Below are 25,841 nucleotides of genomic sequence, written 5' to 3'. Positions count from 1 at the left end.
TTAGCGGTCAGGCAGTGTGATGTTTAACTCAAGTACCGAACAGTTGCCGGCATTGTCCAGGGCCACTTCGACCTGATCCTGGTTCACATCGACATACTTGCGTATAACTTCCAACAGCTCTTGCTGAAGTTTTGGCAAATAGTCGGGTTGGTTCCGTTGGTTGCGTTCGTGAGCAACAATGATTTGCAGCCGCTCTTTGGCGACGGCGGCAGTATCTTTTTTGTTGTTGCGGAAAAAGTCCAGGATGCTCATGCTGTCCTCCCAAACAGGCGCTTGAACAGGCCTTTCTGTTCCGCGTGAATAAAGCGTTGTTCCACCTCTTCACCGAGTAGGCGTGCTACGGCGTCGCTATAGGCTTGCCCGGCCGTACTTTGGTCGTCGTGAATAACCGGAATACCCTGGTTTGACGCTTTCAACACGGTTTCTGACTCGGGGATAACGCCCAGCAGTTTGGTCGCCAGAATTTCTTCGACATCTTCCACGGCCAGCATTTCGCCCTTGGCCACGCGCTCCGGGTTGTAGCGGGTGAGTAGCAGGTACTCCTCCACGCGCTCGCCGTTTTCGGCGCGGCGGGACTTGCTCTGCAAAATGCCGAGAATGCGATCGGAGTCTCTTACTGAGCTTACCTCGGGGTTGGCAACGACGATCGCCGTGTCAGCGAAGTACAGCGCCATAAAGGCACCGTGCTCAATGCCCGCAGGTGAGTCGCAAATGATGTATTCAAAACCGTCGTCGGCGAGTTCTTTAAGGACGCGCTCGACACCTTCTACGCTCAACGCGTCTTTGTCGCGGGTTTGCGAGGCGGGGAGAATATACAAATTGTCGACGCGCTTATCTTTAATCAGCGCCTGGCGCAGCGTTGCGTCACCGTTGATCACATTGACAAAGTCATAGACAACGCGGCGCTCGCAGTTCATCACAATGTCGAGGTTGCGCAAACCAATATCAAAATCGATAACGGCTGTTTTGTGGCCGCGTAGCGCCAAGCCACTGCTGATTGCGGCGCTGCTGGTGGTTTTACCCACGCCGCCCTTCCCGGAGGTCACGACAATAATTTTGGCCAAAGCAAGGCTCCCTTATATGTTGGCAGGGCGCGGTGCGCCCATCATTCTGTTAACTGAGTGGTTGAATCTCTAATGTTTGCTCGTCGAGACGAATCTTTGCGGCGGACTTCCAATGCTGGCCGCGAAAATCTTCATCGAGCTTAAAGGTTCCGGCGATAGATACCAGTTCGGCTTCCAAGCTCTGACAAAATATTCGTGCAGAAGTGTCGCCGCGTACACCTGCCAGAGCGCGTCCGCGTAGTGCGCCGTAAACATGAATATTGCCATCGGCGAGTACTTCCGCGCCGGCTGATACCGACGACAGCACAATTAAGTCGCCGCCGGCCGCGTAAACCTGTTGGCCGGAGCGAATCGGCGTGTCTATCACTTTGCTGGGCCGCGCGGTGGGCGCCTCGCTGGTTGGCGCGGCGGCCTCTGGCTCTGCTTTGGCCGCAGCGGTCTCGGAAGCCTCTGAGGTATCGGCAGTTTCGCGAGCGGGGCGACCAGCGGGCATGATGGCCAGGCCGCAAGCGCGCGCCTGTTCCTGTATTGCGTCATCCGGGCTGCGCAGGGCGACGGGAATCAAGCCATGCTCGCGGCACAGCGCGGCCATTTCCTGCACGGGCGGCGCCAGTGTGCCCTGGTAGGGCTCTAGGTTGAGCACGACCGGGGTGTGCTGGAAAAAGGCCGGCGCTTCAGCGGCTTTGGCGCGCAACTGCTGCTCAAAGCAGCTGTGCTCATAGTCGCTGATATCGAGTTGCGTCAGCGGGAACAAGCCCGCTTTCAAGCGAAATTGCGGCGCGCTGCCGAAGGGGAGTTCTGCGTTTTGAGGTTTTGAATCCATGCGCTCAAGTGTACCGGAGTTTGCAATGAAAATGGCGGCTTCTTATAGTTTGATGTGGTGTTGGCCGCAAGTTGAAAACCCGCTTCCAGTGAGCGCGCTGGCGCGGTCACTGCTGGTGCACTGCGCGCTGAATACATCCCGCGGCGCCCTATAAAGGGGCGTTAGAAGCGCGATTGATCGAAAAAACACCGACTTTCACTGCAATACTAATTTTTGAAAAGCTGGCATTAAAGCTGCAACGACGTTGTTATTCGCCGCTGCGATAGTGAGTTATGCAGCGGCTACTTTTGCAGCGTAAGCCAGGAGGGCACCGATGCAAGTCATCCTTTAAAGCAGTAAGGAGTGGTGTCATGGTTTATTCGTCGTCTTTTAATTCGCCTCGCAAGTGGGTCGTAGGTAGTGCACTGATGTTACTGACCGCATGTGGCGGATCGGGCAGCTCATCGGGCGCGGGGGGAGATGGAGGCGTGATCGATGACCCCACCCCACCTGTGGTTGAAACACCGGTTTTTTCTGAAAGCCGCTTTGATGGCACAGCGCCAGATGCCGACACGGAGGGCCCCTACCAGATTGCAGGCCCCATCGATTACCAATATGCCGCGGTGATGGCCACCCGCAATATTGATGATAGCGACGGCAGCAGCGTCGACCAGTTTGCCGACCCAGTGGATATTCTCGGCGTGATTCACTACCCGGTGGTAGACAGCGCCAGTGATATACCCGAAGACGGCTTTCCGCTGATTTTGTTCCAGCACGGCCGCCACTCAACGTGTTCGACTACTGGCGATGCCAGTGGCGACGAATCTTCTGGCACGGACTGCGAAGCAAACGGTTTAGTGCCTATCCGCTCGGATAAAGGCTATGACTATATCGCCGACACCATGGCCTCCCACGGCTATGTGGTGCTGTCGGTGGATGTGAATGACATCAACGCCCAGGACTCAGGTTCTAACGACCAGGGCATCACCGCCCGAGCGGAAGTGATATTGCACCACCTGGATATCTTTCGCGATATTGCCACCCAGCCCGACTCGGCCTACCACCAGGATGAGGCCGGTAATGACTTTAGCGTTTTGCTCGACAGCATTGACCTCAGCCGCATCGGCCTGATGGGGCACTCCCGGGGCGGTAATGGGGTTGCCAAAACCATCACCTACAACCAAGACCCGCAATTTCGCCGCACTAGCGATTTTGACCAGCCCCACGACATAAAGGCGGTGTTCTCCCTAGCACCTACTGATTTTGACTCCGAACTGCCGCTCAATACCGCTTGGGCTACTCTGTCACCCTACTGTGACGGCGACGTGTCGACCCTCCACGGCGTATATATGTATGACAATGTTCGCTACAACGCCGACGATGTGTCGCAGCCGCAATTCATGCTTACCGCGATGGGCGCCAACCACAATTACTACAACGACTTTTGGTTTAACGATGACGCTACCCTGAATGGCTTTGACCCCTACTGCACGGAAGCCTCGCCGGTAAGCGGCCGCTTTAGCCGCAGTGACCAGCGCCGCCACGGCGAGTTTTTGATCAGCAGCTTCCTGCGCCTTTTCGCTGGCGGCGAAGAGCAATTCGCCGGGTATTGGAGCGCCTTGGATAGCGCGCCCGCCAGCGCCTGCCCAGAGGGGGTTGATACCTGCGACGAGCGACTGCATTTGTCCTTTCATCAGTCGTCAGAAAACCTGATCGTCGTCGACAAAACGCTCAGCGAGGATTCGTTGCTAATGAACGAGTTTGGCGCCAATACGTATGACGGCTTTACCTTTACTGGCTGGTGCGCGCCAAATGGCGGTAGCTTGGAAGACTTGCTGGGCATGAATGAAGACCGTTGCCCGTCGCCGTCAACTATCTCCAAAGCGCCGCAAGTGTTTGCCAACTATCTGGGAACGGGCGCCAGTATTGAATTTGCCCTGCCAGCCGAGGGCCTGGACGCCAGCGCGGCAGACTTCCTGACGCTGCGTATGGGGGTGAGTGTTACGCCGGAAAATGCCACTGGCCAGGATCTGCATCTCACGCTCAGTGATGTGTCTGGCAACGCCGTGACCTTGCTCGCCAGCGACTACAGCGATGCGCTGTATTTTCCGCCGGGGCTGACGGTATCGGCGCGCGATACCGGAGCCAAGACGGTCATTAATATGCTGCCGTTCCGGCTGGATGCCAAAGTGATTCACGATGCCGGCGTCGACCTCAGTGCGCTGTCGTCAATTAAATTAGCCTTTGACCAAAAGCCCGCGGGCACCTTTCAGTTGACCGATGTGCTGTTTCAGACCGTCCCCTACCGCTAACACTTTTAGTGCGTGACCACTCTCCCGGGTGGTCGTTTCACAGCTTGCGCCCGCCCTCGGGCGCTTTTTTGTTTCTGGCCGATAAATCCGGGCTTTTCTTGTTTTTCGTATCACTGACGAAAGAGGAGAAGATTTATGGCGACAACAGGCATTGCGCAACGCAGCTATCTGCTGGCAGGTGCGCTGGGTACGATACCGTTTATAGCGGCGCTGTGGGCGGTGTATGCCGGCGGCAGTTGGGCCGGCCTGACCGGCCAGGTGGCGTTGCATAGTTACGGCGTGGCCATCACCGCTTTTATGGCGGGAACACTTTGGGGAGGGACCTTTTCAGCACCGCGCTTCAACGATGCCTTGCTGGGAATGGCGGCGGCGATCGCGGTGGCATTTACGGTGTGGATGCCAATGGCGCAAGCCTACCTTACATTGGCCATCCTACTCGGCATTCTTTGGTGTTATGACTTGTTTCGCTATTACCGCTATGGCCTGCCCAGCTGGTATATCAGTTTGCGCTGCTGCCTTAGCAGTGTCGCGATCGCCTGTTTACTCGCCGGGCTGTTCATTGTTCGCCTGGCTTAATTGCGCAGGCGCCTGCGAACTTGAGCAAAGCGGTAGGCGCCCCAAATGCCGATGGCCGCGCCGGCGGCGACTAAGCTCCACGCCAAAGTGACCAGCAGCGCTTGTTGAGCGTAGAAATGGAGGATGGCAGCGCCAGCAGCGGCGAAGGCGAGGGCGCTGCGCAAATAGGCAAGCAGCGTGCGTTCATTGGCGAGAAGGGTGCGCTCTAAGGCGAGCTGGTCGCGTACTTGGCTGTCTTCCATGTGGCGCTCCTGCGTATAGGTGCAAACACTATAGCGTGTCGATATTCTCCAAGCACCAGTCGGCGCGTTGCAACACGGCTTGTTGCTTGTCATCAGCCATCTTATCCCAGCTTTTGTAGACCATGCCCACCCTCGGGTTGCGCGCAAAATTCTCGCGGTGGCGCAGCATAAAATGCCAGTACAGGCTATTTAAAGGGCAGCTTCGCTCGCCGGTTTTTTCTTTCACTTTGTAGTGGCAGTCGCCGCAGTAGTCGCTCATTTTGTTCATATAGTTACCGCTCGCGGCGTAGGCTTTACTGGCTACCAAGCCGCCATCGGCGTACTGGCTCATGCCGCGAGTATTGGGCATTTCCACCCACTCCAGGGCATCGATATAAATACCCAGATACCAGCTGTCGACCGCATCCGGGTGAATGCCCGCCAGCAGCGCAAAGTTGCCGGTGACCATTAGGCGTTGAATATGATGGGCGTAGGCGTGCTCCAGCGACTGGTCTATTGCCTGCTTCAGGCAGTGCATTTGTGTCTCGCCGTTCCAATACCAACGTGGCAGAGGTCGCTGGGCGTTCAGGGCATTGCGCTCGCCGTAGTTGGGCATATTTGCCCAATAAACGCCGCGCACAAACTCTCGCCAGCCTAAAATTTGGCGGATAAAGCCCTCGATTTGCGCAATATCTATCGCGCCATCGCTTCGCTCAAAGGCATTCAGAGACGTATCAATCACCTGCTTTGGCGACAACAGCTTGCTGTTCATCGCAAAGGCGAGGCGCGAATGGTAAAGGCTCCACCGGTGCTCGCTACGTGCAGTCATAGCGTCTTGAAAGCGCCCGAAATTCGGTAGCAGCTGCTCACAAAAATACGTGAGTAGCTGCAGGGCCTGCTGGCGGGTAATCGGCCAGGGAAGCTCGTCGCCGCCCTGACCGATGCAGGAGATGTTGTGGCGGGCAATGCGCTCGCGAATCGGCCCAACGGGATTGGCAAAACACAGCGCCTCGGGGATGCCGTCGAGGTCCTCAGCACTGAGCTTGTTGCGGTTGTCAGTATCGTAATTCCACCGTCCGCCACGGGGCTCATCGCCGTTTTCCCCGTCCATTAACACATGAAAGCGTTTGCGCATTTTGCGATAGAAAAATTCCATTTTCTGCGCTTTGCCTGCCGTAAAGTACTGGTCCAGCTCGGCAAAGGGCAGCATGAAGTGCTCGCTGTCTACGCAGTGATGCTGCACGCCATCTGGCAGTGTCAGCGCTTGCAACTGTTGGTGCACCCGGTACTCGTCAGGTTGCTGATACTCCAGCTGTGAAACCGCGTATTGGCGGCATAAGCGCTGCAGCAGGGCGTTGAGGTCGGCATCTTCTGCAGTGTCATCCAAGCTCAGGTGCAGGACATGGTGGCCCGCTTTTTTTAGCGCGTTGGCAAACTGCTCCATGGCGGCGAAAAAGCCGCACAGTTTCTGAATGTGGTGTCGGCAGTAGCTGGCTTCTTGATGCAGCTCCGCAATAACGTAAAGGGTTTGATCGTCGTGCTCTCGGTACCAGCTGTGGCTGGCGTTCAGTTGGTCACCGAGAATCAATCGCAGGCGTTGATACTGGCGCATTATCCGGCTCGCTTTGTCAGGGTGTTGTGGGGTTTGGGGCGCACATGCGTGGCCAGGATGCGTTGGGCCTCTTGCTTAACATCGGGGCGGGCGCGCCACTGCCAGAATACGCTTCGTGCTGTTTTCCCGCTGACGCTAATATCGACGATGGGTAGCGGGTAATCCTTGCCCGGTGTGAAGTGATACATGGCCGCCTCCAGTGGTGGAATGTGCCACGGTTGATGGATGACGGGGCTGGGCAGGTTTGCCAGCTCTGGCAACCACTGGCGAATAAAGGTTCCCTCGGGGTCGTGCTCCTGGGATTGTTTAACTGGGTTGTAGATACGCAGCGTATTGATCCCGGTAACGCCGGCTTGCATTTGCATTTGCATTTGTGGGTAGTGAATGCCGGGCTCAAAATCCAGAAATAGTGATGCCAGGTGCTGGCTACCTCGCGTCCAATTGATCCGTAGGTGGTGGCAGAGAAAGCTCACTAACATGGCGCGCATCCGAAAGTTGATGTAACCGGTGGCCTGCAGGCATCCACTAAAGGATAGCTGGTTTTACCCGATTGCCAGGCGATCAGGTCGCGCTCCGCGTCTTCCCCCTCCCGCCACGGAAACGCCTCATAGGCGCGATTGATTGGCCGCGTTTCCATTTCACATTCGCTTTCAAATTTCTGCATAAAGTGGCAGTGCCAGTGAAGCCGCGAGGAAAATGCGACATGGCTGCGAGACCAACCCGGCGTGCGCCAGCGCGCGAGTAAATATTGATAGACCTCGCGCAGGCTAATGCAGCCCCACGCCAAGTATGGCGACAGACGGGAACAGGCGGCGCGACTCAGCTCAGGACTGGACAGTGAGCGGTAGTAGTCCTTGCCACGTTGCGCAAAGAAGCTGTGCAGGGTTTGCCAGGCGGCATCAGCGCCGCCCTGCTGAAAGGCGGCGTTTGGACTTGTCCAGCTTGCCGGTGGCTGCATGTCAAAGTCGTTTAGCTGCAGTGGTTCTGCAAATGTGGCGCTATCCAGTGACGGCGTGGCCGGTGATGCGCGCATGACTTTCTGCCACCGACTGTCCCAACCGCGCCGATGCGTTGCGCCGCGCTGAACGGCGCCGCTAAGGCTTTCCTGCCAGTGTATGTTTGATGCGGTGAAGAACGCGGCAAGTCGGCGGTCGCGAGCAAACGTGGAGGCCAGCCCGATTTCCTGGTGGCTGAAAACGGTGTCGATGGTAAGGCGCTGCTGCAGAGCGGAAAAAATCGCCAGTGGCTCGCCGTGCAATACCTGCACTTGCCCGCCAAAGGGTTTCAGCGCAGTTTGCATGGCTTCCAGGGCCTGCCACACAAAGCGCCAGTGGCGTTCATCGTAGTGGGGGTCGGCCAGTAATTCCGGTTCGAAAATGTAAAGAAGTCGTACCGGCCCGCCCGCTGCACAAGCGTTGGCAAGGGGCGCGTGGTCGCTGAGACGAAGGTCGCGCTTTAGCCACACCAGTTGAACGGCGCGGCTCATTGCCCCTCTCTCAGGATGGGCCAGTCAACGATATCGATATGGTCGAGCTCGACGGCGGTGGTGTCCTCGCCGAGCCAGTGACGGCGGAAATCCCCATCGGGGTCGAACTGTTCGGTTTGCTTATTCAGATCAAAGTGTCGGTGTCCGCGCGGGTCGGCGCCAACACCCGCCAGATACTGCCAATTTCCCCAATTGCTGGCGACGTCGTAATCGATAAGCTGGCGCTGAAAATAGGCCGCGCCGTAGCGCCAATCCAGCCCCATCTCATGGACGAAGCAACTCGCGACGATCTGTCGCCCTCGGTTGCTCATATAGCCGCTGGCATTTAGCTCGCGCATACAAGCGTTAACGATGGGATAGGGCGTTGTGCCCTCGCACCACTGGCGAAAGCGCTGGGGATAAAAGCTCGTTAGCGGTTTTTGGTGTTTAATGCCTGAAAATGAAAACAGGTCTGCGCCGTGGCGCAGGGCATAGAACTGGAAGTACTCCCGCCAAAGCAACTCAACGTAAATCCACCCGGTGGAGCCATTGCGCTGCACGCTTTGCTCGTAATCGATCAGCGTATCGAGCAGTCGCCTTGGCGACAGGCAGCCGTTTGCCAGCCAGGCAGAAAACTTGGTCGAGGTCTCCCACCCCCACAGTGCGTTGCGTGTTGCTTTGTACTGGGTGGGCAGCGCTGTTGAAAAATAATTTTTCAAGTGAGCGATGGCGGCGGTTTCACCACCGATAAAACGTTGCTCGCCAGCGGCGCTGTAACCTGCGTGGCTCTCGGTGCGCCAACCGGCAGGTGGCGGCGGAAGCGAAGCGGGTGCGGCGAGCGCGGGGCTGGGGAGCTGGTCGCCGAGTTTGCGGCGAAATTTTGAAAAACTATCGGGCAGGCCGCTCAGCGAAAACGGCAGCTCGTCAACGTCAAACAAGCAGTGATTATTGGCCTCGATAAAACGGCAGTCGGGGAGCTGTTGTTGCAGGGCTTGCCACTGTCGGCGCTCATCCAGCCCGATGGCCTGCGCCTGCGCGATGACTGTAACGTCGTAGCGCTCGACCAGAGCCGGAATCGTGCGTCCTGCCGACGCCTCGACAATGGTAAGTCGCTGGCCCATTGAGGCCAGTTGCGCCTGTAGGTCGCGCAGACTCTCCTGGATAAATTTCAGGCGGTGGCTGCCCAGAGCCGGGGTTTGACAGAACCGAGGCCGGAATAACTCCGGGTCCAGGCAATACACCAGCAGCAACTCGTCTACTTGACTGGCAATGCGCCGCAGCGCCGCATTTTCGTGCAGACGAAGGTCGTTGCTGAATAAAAATAGTCCTCGGCGCATGCCTAACCCCAGTAGTGATCTCTAGAACTTATAGGGTGTTGGGGAGGCTTTGGATTTGCGAGGAAGTGGCGGGAAAAACAAGGCCCCCACCCCGGGGGAGTGGGGCGAGAGCCTAAAAGGGAGCTGGCTTACTTCGCCGCGAGGCGGCGCAGGATATAAAGTGCCAGCAGAGTGCTAAGCGCACCGGAGAGCAGATAGCCGGACACGGCGGTCAAACCAAAGTGTACAGACAGGCCCAGGGCGATCAGCGGGGCAAAAGCGGCACCGAATAACCAAGCGAAGTCGGAAGTCAGTGCCGCACCAGCGTAGCGGAAGCGTGGGGCAAAGTTGTCGGTAACGGTTCCCGACGATTGGCCGTATGACAAACCGAGCAGCGCGAAGCCGATCAAGATGAAGGCGTTTTGCGCACCCGCCGAGCCGCCAAGTAGTGCGGGGGCAAAGGCGGCGAAGGCAGCGATGAGTACCGCCATTACGGCAACCAGTGCACGCTTACCGAGACGGCTGGCAATCAGGCCGGAGGCGAGGGTTGCAACAACACCGATCACTCCACCGAAGATTTGCACAGTTAGCACATTGGTGATGACCTGGGAGTTCTGCAGCGAGATCCACGACAGCGGGAAGATCGTCACAATGTGGAACAGGGCATAGCTGGCCAGTGCCGCAAAGGCGCCGAGGAAGATTGTTGGGCCCTCTTCATCGAGCATTTTCTTGGTGCTAACGGGCTCCAGTTCCTGTTCCTCCATGGCCAGGGTGTACTCTTCGGTGAGCACCAGGCGCAGGCGGGCGAACAGGGCGACAACGTTAATTGCAAAGGCCACGAAGAAGGGATAGCGCCACGCCCAGTTTTGGAAATCTTCCTGGCTTACGCTGAGTGTTAGGTATAAAAACAACGCATTGGCAAGCAGGAAACCGATAGGCGCACCCAGCTGGCCGAACATGGTATACCAGTTGCGCTTAGCCGGGGGCGCATTCAGCGCGAGCAGCGATGGTAGGCCGTCCCATGAGCCGCCTAACGCAAAGCCCTGCAAGATTCGAAACACGGCAAGCAGGAAGATGGCGCTGCCACCCAGGCTGGCGTAGCTTGGCAAAAAGGCGATGCCAGCCGTCGCGGTTCCCAACAGGAAGAGCGATACGGTTAGCTTAACGCTTCGGCCCCAGCGGCGCTGAATGGCCATAAACAGTGCGGTGCCGAAGGGGCGAGCAACGAAGGCCATAGCAAAAATGGCAAAGCCGTAGAGCATGCCATTTAGCGAATCAGTAAAAGGAAAGAAGACATGCGGGAAAACCAGCACGCAGGCGATACCGAACACGAAGAAGTCAAAATGCTCGGAAGCTCTGCCAATAATGACGCCCACTGCAATCTCGCTGGGGGCTACTGGAGAGTGTCCCGCTGGGGTTTTCATGTCCTCAGCTGTTGAGGTGTTTGCTGTTAAATTTGCCATAGTCAGAAGGTGTTTTCCGCCCGTAGTACTCTGAGTGACACGAAGCCTAACGGCTTTATTCGAAAGCGAACATAGGACAAATTGTCCAATTCTCACTCCTTATCGGTTCACGTACAGTCCACAACCCAATGCAATAACTGGACAAGCGTGTAGCGATGACAGTGTTCAAAACCCTTATCAAATCATTAGCTGCGACGGCGGGCGTCGCAATGATCAGTGGCTGCGACTGGGTTGTTATGTCGCCCTCGGGCGATATCGCCGCTCAGCAGGCTGACCTGATTATTTGGGCAACGGTACTTATGTTAATTATCGTTGTGCCCGTCATTGCGCTGACACTGCTATTTGCTTGGCGCTATCGTGCGTCGAACAAAAAAGCAACATACCAGCCCGACTGGGATCACTCAACGCATTTGGAGTTAGTGATCTGGGCGGCGCCGCTGGCAATCATCATTGCCCTTGGCGCGATGACCTGGGTGAGTACTCACCAACTTGACCCTTACCGTCCGCTAGACCGCGTAGACGAAGGCAAGCCGGTTCCGGCCGGTGTGGAGCCTCTGGTCGTGGAAGTGGTCGCGATGGATTGGAAGTGGTTGTTCTTCTACCCCGAGTACGATGTGGCGGCGGTTAACGAGCTGGCGGCACCCTTGGATCGCCCGATCAAATTTAAAATCACCGCAACAACGATGATGAACTCGTTCTTCATCCCAGCTCTGGCGGGCCAGATCTACGCAATGGGCGGCATGGAAACGCAGTTGCACGCGGTTATTAACGAGGAAGGCGTCTACGACGGTTTCTCCGCTAACTACTCCGGTGCCGGCTTTAACGGTATGCGCTTTAAGTTCCACGGCAAGACCGACGAAGGCTTTGCTCAATGGCTGGACACGGTTAAAAGCCAGGGCACTGAGTTGAGCCGTACCGCGTATAAAGAGCTGGAGAAACCCAGTCAGTACGACCCTGTCCGCTACTTCAATACTGTGATGCCTGGCCTCTACGACGCCATTCTTAACCGCTGCGTTGATCCCGGCACGTTGTGCATGAAGGACATGATGGGCGGGCACAGCGGTCATCAGGATCACAGTCAACACGAGGCAGATCACTATGCGCATTGATGCCTCACATTTTGAGCGGGTTGCAGCGCAACCCTTCCATTCACCCGAACAGCGCCTGGGGCGCCGGTAATTCCCATGTCTGACACGTTCGACCTAGGTAAAATGATTTTTGGCCGACTCAGTCTGGAGGCCATTCCTTACCACGACCCAATTATTGTGGCGACCTTTGCCATGGTAGCGATTGGTGGTGTTGCCCTGCTGGTTGCGATCACTCGCGCCAAGCTGTGGGGCTACTTGTGGACCGAATGGTTTACCAGTATCGATCATAAACGCATCGGTGTGATGTATATGATCCTGGGTATTGTGATGATGCTGCGCGGCTTTGCCGACGCGATCATGATGCGTATCCAGCAGGCCATCGCGTTTGGTGATTCCATGGGCTATCTGCCGCCGGATCACTACGACCAGATCTTCACCGCCCACGGCGTGATTATGATCTTCTTCGTGGCCATGCCCTTTGTGGTCGGCATTATGAACTACATCGTGCCGCTGCAAATCGGTGCCCGCGATGTCGCCTTTCCCTTCCTTAACAACTTCAGTTTCTGGATGACGGCCTCGGGCGCGATTCTGGTGATGATGTCATTGTTCGTGGGTGAGTTCGCGAAATCGGGCTGGCTGGCCTACCCGCCATTGACCGGGATACTGCAAAGTCCGGGCGTGGGGGTGGACTACTATATTTGGGCCCTGCAGATTGCCGGGGTCGGTACACTGCTGTCCGGCGTCAACTTCGTGGTGACTATCGTGAAGATGCGCGCACCGGGCATGTCGATGATGAAAATGCCGGTATTCACCTGGACAGCACTGTGTACTAACGTCCTGATCGTGGCGGCTTTCCCCGTGCTGACTGCGGTGCTGGCGATGCTGTCTATGGATCGCTACCTCGACACTAACTTCTTCACCAACGACCTTGGCGGTAACGCCATGATGTACGTGAACCTGATCTGGATTTGGGGTCACCCCGAAGTGTATATCCTGATCCTGCCGCTGTTTGGTGTGTTCTCAGAAATTGTGGCGACCTACAGCGGCAAGCGCCTGTTCGGTTACTCGTCGATGGTCTACGCGACGGTGGTCATTACCATCCTGTCCTACCTGGTATGGCTGCACCACTTCTTCACCATGGGAAGCGGGGCGACGGTGAATAGCTTCTTCGGCATCACCACCATGATCATCTCGATCCCGACCGGTGCCAAGGTGTTCAACTGGCTGTTTACCATGTACCGCGGTCGCATCAAGTTCGACGTGCCCATGCTGTGGACGGTCGGCTTTATGGTGACCTTTGTGATCGGTGGTATGACGGGCGTACTGTTGGCCGTGCCTTCCGCTGACTTTGTACTGCACAACAGCCTGTTCCTGATTGCTCACTTCCACAATGTGATTATCGGTGGTGTGGTCTTCGGTGTGTTCGCTGCTATCGCCTACTGGTACCCGAAAGTAACGGGCTACAAGCTGGACCCTTTCTGGGGCAAGATGACCTTCTGGTTCTGGATTATCGGTTTCTATCTGGCCTTTATGCCGCTGTACGTATTGGGCCTGATGGGCGTGACGCGTCGCATGAGCCACTTCGACGATCCGTCGCTGCAGATCTGGTTCCAGATCGCGCTGGTCGGCGCAGTATTGATAGGTATTGGGATCATCTGCTTCCTGCTGCAGTTCTATTTCAGCTACCGCAAGCGCGACCAACTGCGCGATGAAACCGGTGACCCGTGGGATGGCCGTACTCTGGAGTGGTCGACCACGTCGCCCCCGCCTCAGTACAACTTTGCCTTTACCCCGCGTGTGCATGACAACGACGCCTGGTGGCAAATGAAGGCCAACGGTGTGAAGCGCCCTCAAGACGGCTTCTTACCGATCCATATGCCGAAAAATACGGCGGCAGGGGTGGTGATTGCCGGTATCAGCACGGTGCTGGGCTTTACCCTGATCTGGCACATGTGGCTGCCCGCGGCGCTGTCGCTGGTGGCGCTGATTCTGGCGACCATCGTGCATACCTTTAACTACGACCGCGACTACCACATCCCCGCTGATGAGGTGGCGCGCATCGAAACGCAAGCAAGTGAGGTGAAAGCCTAATGTCACATCCCACTGCCACGGCTGCGACGAAAAACGGCGACTTGGAGTTTTTCGTGCGCGGCGATCACCACGCTCCTAACGGTACGCTGCTGGGTTTCTGGTTGTACCTGATGAGCGACTGCCTCATCTTTGCGGCGCTGTTTGCAACCTATGGGGTACTGAGCCAAAGCTTTGCCGGTGGCCCCACCGGTGCCGACTTGTTCGACCTACCGCTGGTGGCGATCAACACCGCCTTTTTGTTGTTGTCGTCGATCACCTACGGCTTTGCGCTGCTGCAAATGCAGCAGAACAAACTGCAGGGCACGCTGCTCTGGCTGGCACTCACCGGCTTGTTGGGCACGGCGTTTTTAAGCGTTGAACTGTATGAGTTCTATCACCTGATTCATCAGGGAGCGGGCCCACAGCGCAGTGCGTTTCTAACTGCCTTCTTTGCATTGGTCGGTACCCACGGCTTGCACGTAACCATTGGTGTGATTTGGTTGGTAACGCTGCTGCTGCAATTGTCTAAGCACGGCCTGACCTTAACGAATCGCCGCCGGGTATTTTGTCTGTCGATGTTCTGGCACTTCCTTGATGTCATCTGGATTGGTGTCTTTACCTTTGTCTATCTGATGGGGTCTATGTCATGAGCGATCATCACGATCACGAACACCACGAAGAGCTGCCGCACGCCTCCTTTAGCGGCTATATGATTGGCTTTTTGGCGTCGGTGTTTCTCACGGCCATTCCGTTCTGGCTGGTCATGGGCAATGTCTTCGACTCCAATAGCACGACTGCGATGGTGATCCTCGGGTTCGCTGTTGTGCAGATTCTGGTGCACATGGTGTACTTCCTGCACATGAATTTTCAGTCCGAAGGCGGCTGGAATATGCTGTCGCTACTATTTACGGCGGTGTTGCTGTTCATCACTTTGTTCGGCTCATTGTGGGTCATGTACAACATGAACGTCCGCATGATGCCGGGGATGATGTAAGGCGCTTATGGCTGCCTCGCCCAAGTCGCGCCGCCATCGGTTCTTTCTTGCTGTTGCCATGCTGGTCGCATTGGCAACGGCGGCGGGCTTGGTGGCCTTGGGTAACTGGCAACTGGAACGGCGGGTATGGAAGCTCGGGCTGATTGAGCGCGTCACTGCTCGCGTGGACGCCGCTGCGCAAGCGGCGCCAAGCATTTCCGATTGGTCCAGCATCAATCGAGACCGCGATGAATACCGCCACATTCGCCTTCGCGGTGAATACCTTAGCGATGCGACACTGCTCGCCAAAGCCGTAACCGAATTGGGCAGTGGCTACTGGGTAATGACGCCGCTGCGCACTGAGCACGCCGGCACGGTGATGGTGAATCGCGGTTATATCGACCAAGGCGTGAGCGCACCTTTACCGCCGGAAGGGCCTCAGAAAGTGACGGGCTTGCTCAGGCTCACTGAGCCGGAGGGCGCATTTCTGCGCGATAACCTCCCCGAACAACAGCGCTGGTATTCGCGGGATGTCGAGGCAATGGCAAAGGCGTTGGACGTGCCGCTGGCGCCATACTTCGTCGATGCAAAAACGGCGGAATCCGGCGCCAATGCCCCGGTCAGTGGGCTGACTGTTGTCACCTTTCACAACTCTCACATGGTGTACGCCTTGACCTGGTATGCGCTAGCCGCCATGGTTTTGGCTGCGGCTGCTATGCTGTATCGAGAGGCGAAGCGCCGCCGCTAAGCAGGCCGACGCGCTCTAAAGCTGGATGGCCGCCTCTTACGTATAATAATGACCGCTATCACCGCGTGGGAGAAACCCTAGATGTCACACCCCCGGGCCAGGGCAGGCGCTCTGTTGGCCGCCATGTCGCTGCTCAGCTATCGCAACAATGAAACCCTCAGCAAACATATGCGCCAACTGGTGCAGCTGCGCTGGTTGGCGGTGCTCGGGCAGCTGTTTACCATATTGGTCACCCATTTTAGTTTGGGGGTCGATCTGCCGCTGGCAAAAATGTGTGGGGTACTGGCGGGTTTGGCGGCCTACAACTTGGTGTACGAAATCAGTTTGCGCCTCGGTCGCGAGCTCTACGCCGGCGAGTTATTTGTCGGCCTGCTGGTCGATATGTTCACCCTCACGGCTCAGCTCTACCTGAGCGGCGGCGTCAGCAACCCCTTTGCCTTCCTTTATGTACTGCAAGTGGGCCTGGCGGCAGTGCTGATGGTGGCACCACTGGCCTGGACACTGGCGGGCGTCGCCGCCGTGTGTTTTTTGTGGCTGGCGGAAGTCGGCCACCCGCTGGCCGGTTTGCCGCTGGACTACCACCTCGGTGTCGACAGTGTTTACGTGCAGGGCATGTTTATCTGTGTGGTACTGACGGCGGCCTTGCTGGTGATCTTTGTTAACCGTATTACTCGTACTCATAGAGAACACGACGCTCGCCTGGCCGACTTGCGGCAGCGGGCCGCCGAGGAAGAGCATATTTTGCGAATGGGCTTGCTCGCCTCCGGCGCGGCCCATGAGTTGGGAACGCCGCTGGCGACCATCGACGTTATTTTGGGCGACTGGCGCCACATGCCGGTGTTCCGCGATTCCGCCGACCTGGGGGACGACATCGGCGAAATGCAAACCCAGGTTAAGCGCTGCAAGGAGATTGTTAGCGGAATACTCATGTCGGCGGGCGAAACCCGCGGTGAAGTCTCGGTAGAAACGACCGTTTGTGAGTTTTTTGATGAGCTGGTCGATGAATGGCGCAGCACACGCAATAGCCGAGAGTTGCGCTTCGACAACCAGTTTGGCGAGGATGTCGACATCGCCTCGGACTCGGTGCTGAAGCAAACCGTGTGTAATCTGCTGGATAACGCTTTAGAAGCGTCGCCGCAATGGATTGCGCTGACCGTGCAGCGCGACGCCGACACCTTAATTATTGCGGTGTGCGACCACGGCCCCGGTTTTGCTGCGGAAGTTTACCAGCGCCTCGGCCAGCCCTATCAATCCACCAAAGGGCGGCCAGGTAGCGGGTTGGGGCTGTTTCTGGTGTTTAACGTAGCGAGGATGTTGGGCGGTGTATTTGCGGCGCGCAACCTTGACGAGGGCGGTGCGGAGGTTATGCTTCGCCTCCCCCTCGATGCGCTGGTGTTAAAAGAGGACTAATGCAATGGCTGAGGCCGAGCACGATCAGAAAACCTTGTTGCTCGTCGAAGACGACGAGGCGTTTGCGCGCACGCTCCGCCGTTCATTTGAGCGCCGCGGCTATAAGGTTCATCACGCCACCCGACTGGAACAGGTGGAAGCGCTGCTGGCAGAGGTCTCACCCGGTTACGCTGTGGTGGATTTAAAGCTCGACGGCGAGGCCTCGGGTCTTGCCTGTGTGCAGGCCCTGCACAAACACGACAGCGATATGCTCATTGTGGTGCTCACCGGCTACGCAAGCATTGCCACGGCGGTTGAGGCAGTGAAGCTCGGCGCCTGCCACTACTTGGCCAAGCCCTCAAATACCGATGACATTGAAGCGGCTTTCAACAATGCCGAAGGCAACGCCGATATAAAAGTGACGGGGCGTGCGACCTCCATCAAAACCCTGGAGTGGGAACGCATCCACCAAACGCTGGCTGAAACCGACTTTAACATCTCTGAGACCGCACGCCGCCTCGGTATGCATCGCCGCACACTGGCGAGAAAACTGGCTAAGCAGCAAGTTAAATAAGCGGCGCTTGCCGACCCTATTCCACTATTCGAATTTTCCTTCCTACTACGCCGGAAGGGCGGCGGTGTGGTGCCGTTACTGCTACTCCTGCGCAGGCGCAAGAAAATGCGCGCCCCAATAGCAAATGAAAATCGTTCTCGTTATAATGCGCTGCAGCGCCAAATCGCGCCTGCGCGGCACAGTCATCGCGCTGACAAATTAGGGATGAAAAAGCAGAGAGACGGGAGTGATGGCGGGGACGCGCACTGAAAAGATCTGGCGGTTTGTGTTGGCTGGGCCGCTGGTACTACTTGCCACGCTCATTATTATGGCTGGCAGTTCTCTCTGGCTGCCTGCGGGGCAAGCACAGGTTAACAACTTCGTTATTCCGGTAGTGCTGCTGCCCGCGATCTGGGCAGTGCTGTTCTTCTATAGCGTATTGGATCGGCTGGGCCGCGCGTCGGTAGTGATCATCATATTGACTGCCGTGCACGCGGCGTTGATTGCGCAGCACCTACTGCAAGCGCAGCAATAAACGGCGAGACATCGATGCTAAAGCTACAGCAAAAAACGACTCAAACGATGCTGGCGCTTCACGGCTGGGGCGCGGTGATTTTCGGCCTGCTGCTCTACTGGGTGATCTTAACCGGCACGATCGCGGTATTCGCCGACGACATAAATGACTGGGCCTCGCCGCTGCCGGCCGCTATACCGGAAACCTTGCCACTGGGCACTGATGCTATGTTGAGAAAGGCCGCTGCCGATGTGGCGCCTGAGTACCTCGACGAGCTCACTGTCTTTGCAACCGCAGGCGGTCGCATCCGTGCTTTTTTCCACACTCATGCTGAGGCTGTAGATGGAGAACACCCGGAAGAGGAGGGGGTGTTATTCGTATTTGACCCGGCCAGCGGAGACATACTGCAACGCTTTGAGGGAACCCAGAGCGAGATCGAAGCGCAAAGCCACTACGGCAAGCTCGGGCACTTTCTGGTCGAATGGCATGTGCAACTGCATGTGCCCTCGCCCTGGGGGCTGATGTTAACCGGTATCCTTGGCATGAGCTTATTAGTCGCCTGCGTCAGCGGTTTTGCCATGCACCGCCACCTTATTAAAGACGCGTTTTTACGTCGCCGGCGCGGTGGGGATGTGCTCAGTCACAAAGACGCCCATGTGATGGCGAGTACCTGGAACCTGCCGTTTGCGTTTATTTTGGCGTTTACCGGCAGCTTCTATAGCCTGGCCGGTGCCTTTGCCATTCCCGCCATTGCCATGGTGGCGTTCGGCGGAGACCAGGTAAAACTAATCGAAACCGTTCAGGGTTTACCACCGGCCGAGGACCGGCGCCCTGCCGAAATGGCGAATATCGACACCATGTTAGAAGACGTTCGGGCGGCGGGGCATCGCACGCGGTTTTTGACCGTCGACCACTGGGGAAGGCAAGACGCACGCATTAGCGTATTTCCCTGGCAAGCAGAGGGCGAGCTGCTACCCAAAGGCTACGCCTTCGACGCCCAGACGGGTGAAAACCTTGGTGAAAAACCGGCGCTGGGGCAATCGCCCTCGCTGGGCAGTGACCTGGTTGCGTTGATGGGGCCGCTGCATTTTGGAAATTTTGCCGGCTGGCTGTCGAAAACGGTGTGGTTCGCTCTGGGGTTTGCCGGAGCCTATGTCTGTATTAGCGGCCTGGCCCTATGGGTTAAGCGCAGAGAGCAGCAGAAGACATGGCAGTATTTGCTGCGGGCAACACTATGGAGTGCTTGGGGGCTTCCCCTTGCATTGGTCGCCGCGGCGGCGGCCTATTTGCTGCAGCAGGCTGGTGTGCTGGCTGGGGCAGTTGAGCCGCTGATGTTCAAGGCCTTCGGTCTTTGCCTGGCGCTAAGCGGCATTCTTGCCGGCATCGTTCGCCGTGTTACCGGCGTGCGGCGGATACTCGTCATCAGCTTGGGGCTAGGACTTTGCGCCTTGGTAGCGCTGCGTTTGTTGCTAGGCGGCCCGGGCTGGGTAAGCGCGGCCACAGGTGGTTTAACGGCTGTTGTGGTTTTGGATGTTGCTCTACTGCTTGGCGGGGCCTGGCTGCTTCGCCGTGAATGGCGTCAAACCCAGGCTTTGCCTGAGGGGTCCCTCATTGATACCGGCGACATGGAGGTGAACACTCCATGATGTTGCTGCTCAGCATTGCCGTCAGCGCGCTTAGCGTAACAGCGCTCGCCCTGCGCGACCCAAAGCGATTGCGTTGGCGTCAAAAATTAGCCCGCTATGGCGCAACCCCCGCCAAAGGCTTTTCGCCACTTCCGCGACGTCGTCGTAGATGGCTACTCACCGCAATGCTTGTGCCCGGTGTGCTGCTCGCGCTGACGGGAATGTGGGCCAGCCTGATGTTATGGCTGGGTGCCAGCCTAACGTATGGCTGGCTGCTTTCCGAAGTTCTTGCAGCCCGCCGTTAAACGACCACATAACCATGCATGCCATACGCGTTTGCTATCGCGGGCATACGAGCGTTTTGTGCAGTGCAAAATGTGCTGAGTTGAGTAACAGAATAATGGGAAAAATAGTGGTGCCCAGAGGCGGAATCGAACCACCGACACGAGGATTTTCAATACTACGCTCAAGTCTCTTGATCGTGCTCCATTTCTAGGGTTCATGTTGGTTTAAAAGTTCACGTAGACGGATCACGTAGCCTTTTAAGGCTTCAATAGCAATTGCGAAAATATACTTCCGTCTATGCTTCAGACTCAGTCGTAGAAGTGATCCCTGTCGATTTCGATGATCCTATTCTTTGTGAAAGGGAATCCACTCATAGTTACCACGTAGCGCCCCCCATTGGCTAGCAAGTGTATTTGCTCCAAGCATTTTCTGGCGCAGCTATAGTTTTCGATTCTGCGATAATCATACTCGGTTTTATGAGTAGCATACAGTGCGATTCGCTTACACGTATCGCTGTAATCGTATTTGGTACAGGTGTAGTGCTCAATTTCAGCGTATGTCGATGCCCTCTTGGAGCCTATGCTTTCAATCCAGAAAAATAATCCTGACCAGTCGGCAAATACATAAAGGGAAAATAAGGAAAGAAGCCATAACCTGCGACGGTCACGCCTCTGCTGTCGTTGAGCTTCTAATTCAAAGTCTGGCATATGATGTGGTCATCCCTATTCTTTTCTATCAGTCCATTCGCCGAGTTTTTTCATCGAAAGCACTCGCTTTGTTTCAGAGCCTAGCAGGTAAGTGACGTTTGTAAGTTCTAAGATGATTTTCTCGCAGCTCTCACCCAGTGAGCCCTCTACCTTTTCACATACAACGAGATTGTAAGTGTGAGGCGCAGTTTCTGATTGAATCTTGTAGGTGTAACGCTCTTTGATACTGCTGTCTCCCGCGTAGTTGGAGTCTATGCACCCTCGCATTGAATTTCGGTTCAGGTAAATTGCGGCAATAAAGTTGTCCCCATTCAGCTCTGTCATCATACGGCCAATGCAGGCTGGGGGAATTGGGCCTTCTGAGGTTGCAAACTGGGCGTTGTCTATTCGGTAATCAACAGATTCTGCTGTAGCAGCGAGGGTTGTACTGAGCAAACATGCAAGTGCAAGTGGTGCTGCAGTTTTCATTCGTCCTCCTTGACTTTGTGAAGCTAAAATCTTGAGTGTAAGTCGCAACTTGTATGTTGCTATAGGTAGAGTCCGGAGTGGCTGTCAGAAAAAGTGTGGGGGTAGGGAGGCTGCCTGTTGTACTTCTAGCGCCTCGAAATTATCTCGCAAAAATTATCCGTATAAAGGCTAGTCAAGGTTTCCGATGATGCCGCTGCACGCAGCCATCGGTGCTGACAATGGTGAGTGATCTGTTTTGTTGACGACTGCTCTCACCACGATGCCGTCTTCAAATGTTACGGAAATGTCGCATTTTCCTCCCACAAGTTGCCATTCTGAGTGGCTGTCAGATCGATAGCTCCAAATTTTTTGTGACCCTGATATGTCAACTGAGTTTGTTGGGGCGCCTAATTTGAAGGCGACTTCGTCAATCGGCATTCCTATAAGTCGCTGCTCTACAGAGCTGGTGGTGCGGTAGCCCCCTTGGTTAGTGCTGCATGCGGCGAGAAGGCATAAGGCGAGTAATGATGCGGTTCGAACTAGGTTGGCGGTCTCTTCCATGTTTATACAATCCCGTTTATTTAGACTAGAGGTTCAGCATGCAACCGTATAGCCAGTTTATTGCAGGGGGCCTGATATTCCTAGGCTTTAGCTGGCCTATAGAATGGTTTGGCGGATGTCATGCTTAGTTCGCTCAATAGCCAGAGCTGTCATCAAGCTTGTCGGTCAACCCAACTGCGTGAGAGGCTGATAGCACTCCATATCGCTGAGGTGACTGGGTTAGTTTGAAGTATTGTTTCAGGTTGTGTGGTTTGATGGTGGATTTGTAAAACCGAAGCGTTTCGGGCTTTAGTTCACCCTGTCGCTGCTCCAGCATACAGTCGAGAGCGGTTTTGATGGTCACTCTCTGGGAGACTGCCTCGCTTTGCTTGGCTTTCTCTGTTGCAGTGACATCCTCTCCGCTGCGTAGTCGTGCGACGATGACTCTGGCCTTATCTTTGGCCTCGCCAAGGAGTTCGGGTTCTGCTGGGCCAATAGTGACCCTTCTGGCTTTGCCTTGGCCGCGTACCTTGGCTTCCACTATGAAGGATGCTTTGCCGCTCTCTTTGAACCTGCGGACTCCGAAGCCATCAGGTGCTCTGAGATACTGGTCTTTCTCGGGTGCGGGGCCTGATAGAAACTTCTTGAGTTTGGTGGTGGTAATTGCTTCCCGTGCTGCCATCGGTCGTCCTCGCTACGGTAAGTTGAACACGTAGACTCTGGCGTAGACTTTGAATCCTTGATTCGGTCTATTCTGATGGTTGTCGAAAGCCTTGGAATATAGGGGAAAGCCACTAGGAGTGGTGCCCAGAGGCGGAATCGAACCACCGACACGAGGATTTTCAATCCACTGCTCTACCGACTGAGCTATCTGGGCATAGGCGAGGTCGCTGATGTACTTCGCAAGAGGCGCGTATTAAACCTGTTCCGATTCGATGAGTCAAGCCCTTGAAAACAGGAACTTACTCGCTGGGAGGAACGTAGCCTTCGGCTTGTTCAAAGTCTTCGCCGGCAAAGAATTTTTCCATTTCTGCCTGGAGGAATTTTCGCGAGCTGGGGTCCATCATGCTCAGCTGTTTCTCGTTGATGAGCATGGTTTGGTGGGCCTGCCACTCTTCCCAGGCTTTTTTGGAAACGGTTTCGTAAATTTCCTGACCTTTCGCGCCGGGGTAGGGCGGCTTTGTCAGGCCTTCGAGTTCTTGTTGGTATTTCTTGCAGAAAACGGTGCGTGTCATGGCTGAGGTTCCGTAAATAAGTCGTTTTGCAGCAGGCTGTCGAGCAATTTTTTGACGGGCGCCGCGAGGCCGAGCTGTTGTTGCCCACCCTTATACCAAAGCTGGCGAGTACCTTCCATGATCCGCGCCGGCTCTCGCTGCAGGCGGATGTGCTGCGGTTGAATGTCCAAGTGGTAGTGACTAAAGGTGTGGCGCATGGGGCTCAGCGCTTCGGCAACGGCACTGTGGCCAACGGTCGCGTCGAGGTAGTCGTCGATATCACCGTCGCTGTCCAGCTCCGGTAGGCTCCACAGGCCGCCCCAAATGCCGCTGCTGGGGCGTTTTTCCAGCAGGATCTCCCCTTGAGGGTTTTCAATCAGCAGCATATGGGTGGTTTTTACCGGCAGGGCTTTGCGTGGCTTTTTGCCGGGGTAGTCACTCTGGCGGCCCATGGCCTTGGCCTTGCAATTGTCACTGACGGGGCAGCGATCGCACTCGGGTTTGCTGCGCCGGCAAAGGGTTGCGCCGAGGTCCATGATGGCCTGGGTGTAGTCGGCGGCCCGTTCTTGTGGGGTGTAAGCCTCGGCGAGCTGCCAAAGCTGTTGTTCAATCTCGCGCTTGCCCGGCCAGCCATCGATGGCGCTGTGGCGACTGAGTACGCGTTTGACGTTGCCATCGAGAATGGCGGCGCTGCCACCGCAGGCAATGCTGAATATTGCTGCAGCCGTGGAGCGGCCAATACCCGGCAGTGACGCGATAGTCTCCGGTGTTTGCGGGAACTCGCCGCTGTGCTCAGTCACAATGGTTTGCGCCGCTTTGTGCAGGTTTCGCGCTCGGGCGTAGTAGCCCAGCCCTGTCCAAAGGGCGAGAACATCGTCGATATCAGCCTGCGCCAGCGCCTCTGCACTGGGGAAGCGGGCCATAAAGCGCTGGTAGTAGGGAATGACCGTGGTGACCTGGGTTTGCTGGAGCATAATTTCAGACACCCACACCCGATAGGGGTTGATGTCTTGCTGCCAGGGCAGGTCTTTGCGGCCGTGCTGGTCGAACCAGTTCAGCAGGCGGCGGCTGAAGTCGCTGTCACTCACCGCTGGGGCGCTGCCACTGCCACGTCGATCCTTGATTTTGAAAACCCAGCTCGGTCAGCAGCGGGCTGAGTTCTGGCGCGCTGGCGATGTCGGCCGACATGCTGCGCAGGTCCTCAGGTAATGCTTTCATCGCCTGGATCAATAGCTGGCGCGCTGCACCGCGTCGGCGGGTGATATCGCGAACGGTGAGCCTGGCCAACTGGTAGTCGCCATTGTGGATCGGCGTTAAGGTCATCGCGGCGATCAGGCGGTCATTAAAGCGCCCGCCAATCAGCAATAGCTGCTCACTCTGCGCGGCGCTGATGAGTTTTTCGGCGTCGTCGGCATAGAGACGTTCTAGGTCTACACGGTCCTCTGGGGCAGGATCGCGAATGTATTCTGAATATACGGGCATTTATCCGCACTCTGCTGGCTGTAATACGGGTCGGGATTTTTTATAATGGCGTATTGTACGCAATCTTCAGTAGAGACGTCGATGACAGAGCGCAAGGCGAGTATCAGCCGCAACACCCTGGAAACCCAAATCACGGTCAGCGTTAACTTGGATGGCACCGGCCAATCGAGTTTCGAGACCGGGGTCCCCTTTCTCGATCACATGATGGATCAGATTGCCCGCCACGGCATGATTGACCTGGCTGTGCAGGCCAAGGGGGATTTGCATATCGATGACCACCACACCGTGGAAGATATTGGTATTACCATGGGCCAGGCCTTTGCCGAGGCGGTGGGCGATAAAAAAGGCATCACCCGTTACGGCCACGCGTATGTGCCGCTGGATGAGGCCCTGTCGCGGGTCGTTATCGATTTCTCTGGGCGTCCCGGGTTGGAATACCACGTGCCCTATACCCGCGCCAGCGTGGGTGGTTTTGATGTGGACCTGTTCTCGGAGTTCTTCCACGGCTTTATCAACCACGCCAAGGTCACCCTGCATATCGATAATTTGCGCGGTACCAATACTCACCACCAGGCCGAAACGGTGTTTAAAGCCTTCGGTCGTGCCCTGCGCATGGCCTTGTCGGTGGATGAGCGTATGGCGGGCATTACCCCGTCGACTAAAGGGTGCCTCTAGGATTTCTGCGATATGACTAAATCAACCGTTGCCGTTATCGACTACGGCATGGGTAATTTGCACTCGGTGGCCAGTGCACTGCACAAGGTTGGTGGCGACGATGTTGAGGTGCAGGTTACCGATTGCCCGGATACCATCTTTGCCGCCGACCGGGTGATTTTTCCCGGTGTGGGCGCGATTCGCGACTGCATGGCCGAGCTGAAAAACCGCGGCCTGGATGAAATTGTTCAGGAAGTGGCGGCCACTAAACCCCTGCTGGGTATTTGCGTGGGTATGCAGGCGCTGATGGAAAGCAGTGAGGAGAACGGCGGCGTCGAGTGCCTGGACGTATTGCCGGGCCAAGTAAAGTTTTTCGGTAAAGACCTGCGCGAGACAACCGGCGAGCGCCTGAAAGTGCCGCACATGGGGTGGAACACGGTGAGCCAAACCGTCGACCACCCGCTGTGGGAAGGCATTGCCGACAATAGCCGTTTCTACTTTGTGCACAGCTACTATATCGACGCGCCTGAATTTGTGGCCGCCACGGCTCACTACGGGGTAGAGATACATGCCGCAATGAGTTGTGAGAATGTGTTTGCCGTGCAGTTTCACCCGGAAAAGAGCGGCGAGACCGGTCTGCGTCTGCTCAGTAATTTTCTGCGCTGGGATGGCGGGCAACCGACCTTCCGGCCCGTATCCTAAGCGTTATCAGGTTTTGTAA

At 56.3% G+C, this 25,841-nt stretch carries 27 protein-coding genes, 1 tRNA gene and 1 pseudogene; 14 read left to right on the top strand and 15 right to left on the bottom strand.

All coding sequences use genetic code 11. The annotated features are described in order from the left end of the window. Genes minE through minC form a run of 3 tightly spaced genes read right to left on the bottom strand, consistent with a single transcriptional unit; the run spans position 1 to position 1,887 of the window. Entirely contained in the window at positions 1-252 is a 252-nt protein-coding gene (minE, locus tag H573_RS0103815) for a cell division topological specificity factor MinE (RefSeq protein ID WP_027873106.1), read from the bottom strand. Beyond that, positions 249-1,064, bottom strand: a complete 816-nt coding sequence (gene minD, locus H573_RS0103810) for a septum site-determining protein MinD (RefSeq protein WP_027873105.1) — start codon at positions 1,062-1,064, stop codon at positions 249-251. The genes minE and minD overlap by 4 nt, the downstream gene beginning before the upstream one ends. A 49-nt stretch (positions 1,065-1,113) precedes the next feature. After that, positions 1,114-1,887, bottom strand: coding sequence for a septum site-determining protein MinC (minC, locus tag H573_RS0103805; protein ID WP_051170979.1), 774 nt, complete (start codon positions 1,885-1,887; stop codon positions 1,114-1,116). 350 nt (positions 1,888-2,237) lie between these two features. On the opposite strand from minC, the gene H573_RS16915 reads away from it, so the two are divergent. Together H573_RS16915 and H573_RS0103790 are read left to right on the top strand one after the other, a co-directional pair. Continuing rightward, on the top strand, positions 2,238-4,178 hold the full coding sequence (locus H573_RS16915) for an alpha/beta hydrolase (protein ID WP_205618893.1): 1,941 nt from the start codon (positions 2,238-2,240) through the stop codon (positions 4,176-4,178). 135 nt (positions 4,179-4,313) lie between these two features. Then, positions 4,314-4,754, top strand: a complete 441-nt coding sequence (locus tag H573_RS0103790) for a DUF3429 domain-containing protein (RefSeq protein ID WP_027873103.1) — start codon at positions 4,314-4,316, stop codon at positions 4,752-4,754. On the opposite strand, the gene H573_RS0103785 is transcribed toward H573_RS0103790, so the two are convergent. From H573_RS0103785 to H573_RS0103765, 5 genes and pseudogenes are all read right to left on the bottom strand, one after another. Further along, complete coding sequence (locus H573_RS0103785) at positions 4,751-4,996, bottom strand: DUF202 domain-containing protein (protein ID WP_027873102.1); 246 nt, start codon at positions 4,994-4,996, stop codon at positions 4,751-4,753. The genes H573_RS0103790 and H573_RS0103785 overlap by 4 nt on opposite strands. A 28-nt stretch (positions 4,997-5,024) precedes the next feature. Continuing rightward, positions 5,025-6,587 carry a cryptochrome/photolyase family protein gene (locus H573_RS0103780; protein WP_027873101.1) on the bottom strand — a complete coding sequence of 521 codons (1,563 nt, stop codon included), beginning with the start codon at positions 6,585-6,587 and terminating at the stop codon, positions 5,025-5,027. After that, a pseudogene (locus H573_RS16910) lies at positions 6,587-8,073 on the bottom strand (FAD-binding domain-containing protein). Before H573_RS16910 ends, H573_RS0103780 begins: the two are co-directional and overlap by 1 nt. Then, entirely contained in the window at positions 8,070-9,389 is a 1,320-nt protein-coding gene (locus H573_RS0103770; protein WP_027873100.1) for a DASH family cryptochrome, read from the bottom strand. The pseudogene H573_RS16910 and the gene H573_RS0103770 overlap by 4 nt, the downstream one beginning before the upstream one ends. 128 nt (positions 9,390-9,517) lie before the next feature. Continuing rightward, the gene (locus H573_RS0103765) at positions 9,518-10,792 is read right to left on the bottom strand and encodes an MFS transporter (RefSeq protein WP_234701835.1); all 1,275 of its coding nucleotides are present in this window, start codon (positions 10,790-10,792) and stop codon (positions 9,518-9,520) included. 194 nt (positions 10,793-10,986) lie between these two features. Between H573_RS0103765 and cyoA the strand changes: the two genes are divergently transcribed. The 10 genes from cyoA (at position 10,987) to H573_RS0103715 (ending at position 20,096) form a co-directional block, all read left to right on the top strand. Next, positions 10,987-11,940 carry a ubiquinol oxidase subunit II gene (gene cyoA, locus H573_RS16905; RefSeq protein ID WP_051170975.1) on the top strand — a complete coding sequence of 318 codons (954 nt, stop codon included), beginning with the start codon at positions 10,987-10,989 and terminating at the stop codon, positions 11,938-11,940. Positions 11,941-12,015: 75 nt separating this feature from the next. Then, positions 12,016-14,010, top strand: a complete 1,995-nt coding sequence (gene cyoB, locus H573_RS0103755) for a cytochrome o ubiquinol oxidase subunit I (RefSeq protein WP_027873098.1) — start codon at positions 12,016-12,018, stop codon at positions 14,008-14,010. Beyond that, positions 14,010-14,639, top strand: coding sequence for a cytochrome o ubiquinol oxidase subunit III (gene cyoC / locus H573_RS0103750; RefSeq protein WP_027873097.1), 630 nt, complete (start codon positions 14,010-14,012; stop codon positions 14,637-14,639). The genes cyoB and cyoC overlap by 1 nt, the downstream gene beginning before the upstream one ends. Continuing rightward, positions 14,636-14,983, top strand: coding sequence for a cytochrome o ubiquinol oxidase subunit IV (gene cyoD, locus H573_RS0103745; protein WP_027873096.1), 348 nt, complete (start codon positions 14,636-14,638; stop codon positions 14,981-14,983). Before cyoC ends, cyoD begins: the two co-directional genes overlap by 4 nt. Before the next feature lie 7 nt (positions 14,984-14,990). Next, complete coding sequence (locus H573_RS0103740) at positions 14,991-15,710, top strand: SURF1 family protein (RefSeq protein WP_027873095.1); 720 nt, start codon at positions 14,991-14,993, stop codon at positions 15,708-15,710. 81 nt (positions 15,711-15,791) lie between these two features. Then, positions 15,792-17,120 (top strand): ATP-binding protein, encoded by a 1,329-nt coding sequence (locus H573_RS0103735; RefSeq protein WP_027873094.1) that lies wholly within the window; start codon positions 15,792-15,794, stop codon positions 17,118-17,120. Between the two features lie 4 nt (positions 17,121-17,124). After that, positions 17,125-17,673 carry a response regulator transcription factor gene (locus H573_RS0103730; RefSeq protein ID WP_027873093.1) on the top strand — a complete coding sequence of 183 codons (549 nt, stop codon included), beginning with the start codon at positions 17,125-17,127 and terminating at the stop codon, positions 17,671-17,673. 229 nt (positions 17,674-17,902) lie between these two features. Next, positions 17,903-18,187: a hypothetical protein gene (locus H573_RS0103725; RefSeq protein WP_051170974.1), complete on the top strand. Its 285-nt coding sequence runs from the start codon at positions 17,903-17,905 to the stop codon at positions 18,185-18,187. Between the two features lie 14 nt (positions 18,188-18,201). Continuing rightward, entirely contained in the window at positions 18,202-19,812 is a 1,611-nt protein-coding gene (locus H573_RS0103720) for a PepSY-associated TM helix domain-containing protein (RefSeq protein ID WP_027873091.1), read from the top strand. Then, on the top strand, positions 19,809-20,096 hold the full coding sequence (locus H573_RS0103715) for a hypothetical protein (RefSeq protein ID WP_027873090.1): 288 nt from the start codon (positions 19,809-19,811) through the stop codon (positions 20,094-20,096). The genes H573_RS0103720 and H573_RS0103715 overlap by 4 nt, the downstream gene beginning before the upstream one ends. Positions 20,097-20,798: 702 nt before the next feature. Here the strand turns inward: H573_RS0103715 and H573_RS16900 are convergent. From H573_RS16900 to H573_RS18795, 7 genes are all read right to left on the bottom strand, one after another. Next, positions 20,799-21,251, bottom strand: a complete 453-nt coding sequence (locus H573_RS16900; protein ID WP_051170973.1) for a hypothetical protein — start codon at positions 21,249-21,251, stop codon at positions 20,799-20,801. Positions 21,252-21,419: 168 nt separating this feature from the next. Further along, positions 21,420-21,791 carry a hypothetical protein gene (locus H573_RS19495; RefSeq protein ID WP_154653828.1) on the bottom strand — a complete coding sequence of 124 codons (372 nt, stop codon included), beginning with the start codon at positions 21,789-21,791 and terminating at the stop codon, positions 21,420-21,422. Positions 21,792-21,924: 133 nt separating this feature from the next. Beyond that, complete coding sequence (locus H573_RS0103700; RefSeq protein WP_027873088.1) at positions 21,925-22,452, bottom strand: integrase arm-type DNA-binding domain-containing protein; 528 nt, start codon at positions 22,450-22,452, stop codon at positions 21,925-21,927. 119 nt (positions 22,453-22,571) lie between these two features. Continuing rightward, positions 22,572-22,647 (bottom strand) — tRNA-Phe (locus H573_RS0103695). 85 nt (positions 22,648-22,732) lie between these two features. Further along, on the bottom strand, positions 22,733-23,005 hold the full coding sequence (locus tag H573_RS0103690; RefSeq protein WP_027873087.1) for an oxidative damage protection protein: 273 nt from the start codon (positions 23,003-23,005) through the stop codon (positions 22,733-22,735). After that, the gene (gene mutY, locus H573_RS16895; protein ID WP_036255725.1) at positions 23,002-24,072 is read right to left on the bottom strand and encodes an A/G-specific adenine glycosylase; all 1,071 of its coding nucleotides are present in this window, start codon (positions 24,070-24,072) and stop codon (positions 23,002-23,004) included. Before mutY ends, H573_RS0103690 begins: the two co-directional genes overlap by 4 nt. Then, entirely contained in the window at positions 24,065-24,466 is a 402-nt protein-coding gene (locus tag H573_RS18795; RefSeq protein WP_051170971.1) for an acetyl-CoA sensor PanZ family protein, read from the bottom strand. Before H573_RS18795 ends, mutY begins: the two co-directional genes overlap by 8 nt. Before the next feature lie 81 nt (positions 24,467-24,547). On the opposite strand from H573_RS18795, the gene hisB reads away from it, so the two are divergent. Together hisB and hisH are read left to right on the top strand one after the other, a co-directional pair. Then, entirely contained in the window at positions 24,548-25,141 is a 594-nt protein-coding gene (gene hisB / locus H573_RS0103675; protein WP_027873086.1) for an imidazoleglycerol-phosphate dehydratase HisB, read from the top strand. Positions 25,142-25,153: 12 nt separating this feature from the next. Then, the gene (hisH, locus tag H573_RS0103670) at positions 25,154-25,822 is read left to right on the top strand and encodes an imidazole glycerol phosphate synthase subunit HisH (RefSeq protein ID WP_027873085.1); all 669 of its coding nucleotides are present in this window, start codon (positions 25,154-25,156) and stop codon (positions 25,820-25,822) included. The last annotated feature ends 19 nt before the right edge of the window (positions 25,823-25,841 follow it).

It is taken from the genome of Neomelitea salexigens DSM 19753 (genome assembly GCF_000422345.1).
Taxonomy (GTDB): Bacteria; Pseudomonadota; Gammaproteobacteria; order Pseudomonadales; family Spongiibacteraceae; genus Spongiibacter; species Spongiibacter marinus_A.
This window is presented reverse-complemented; position numbering and strand designations above follow the sequence as displayed.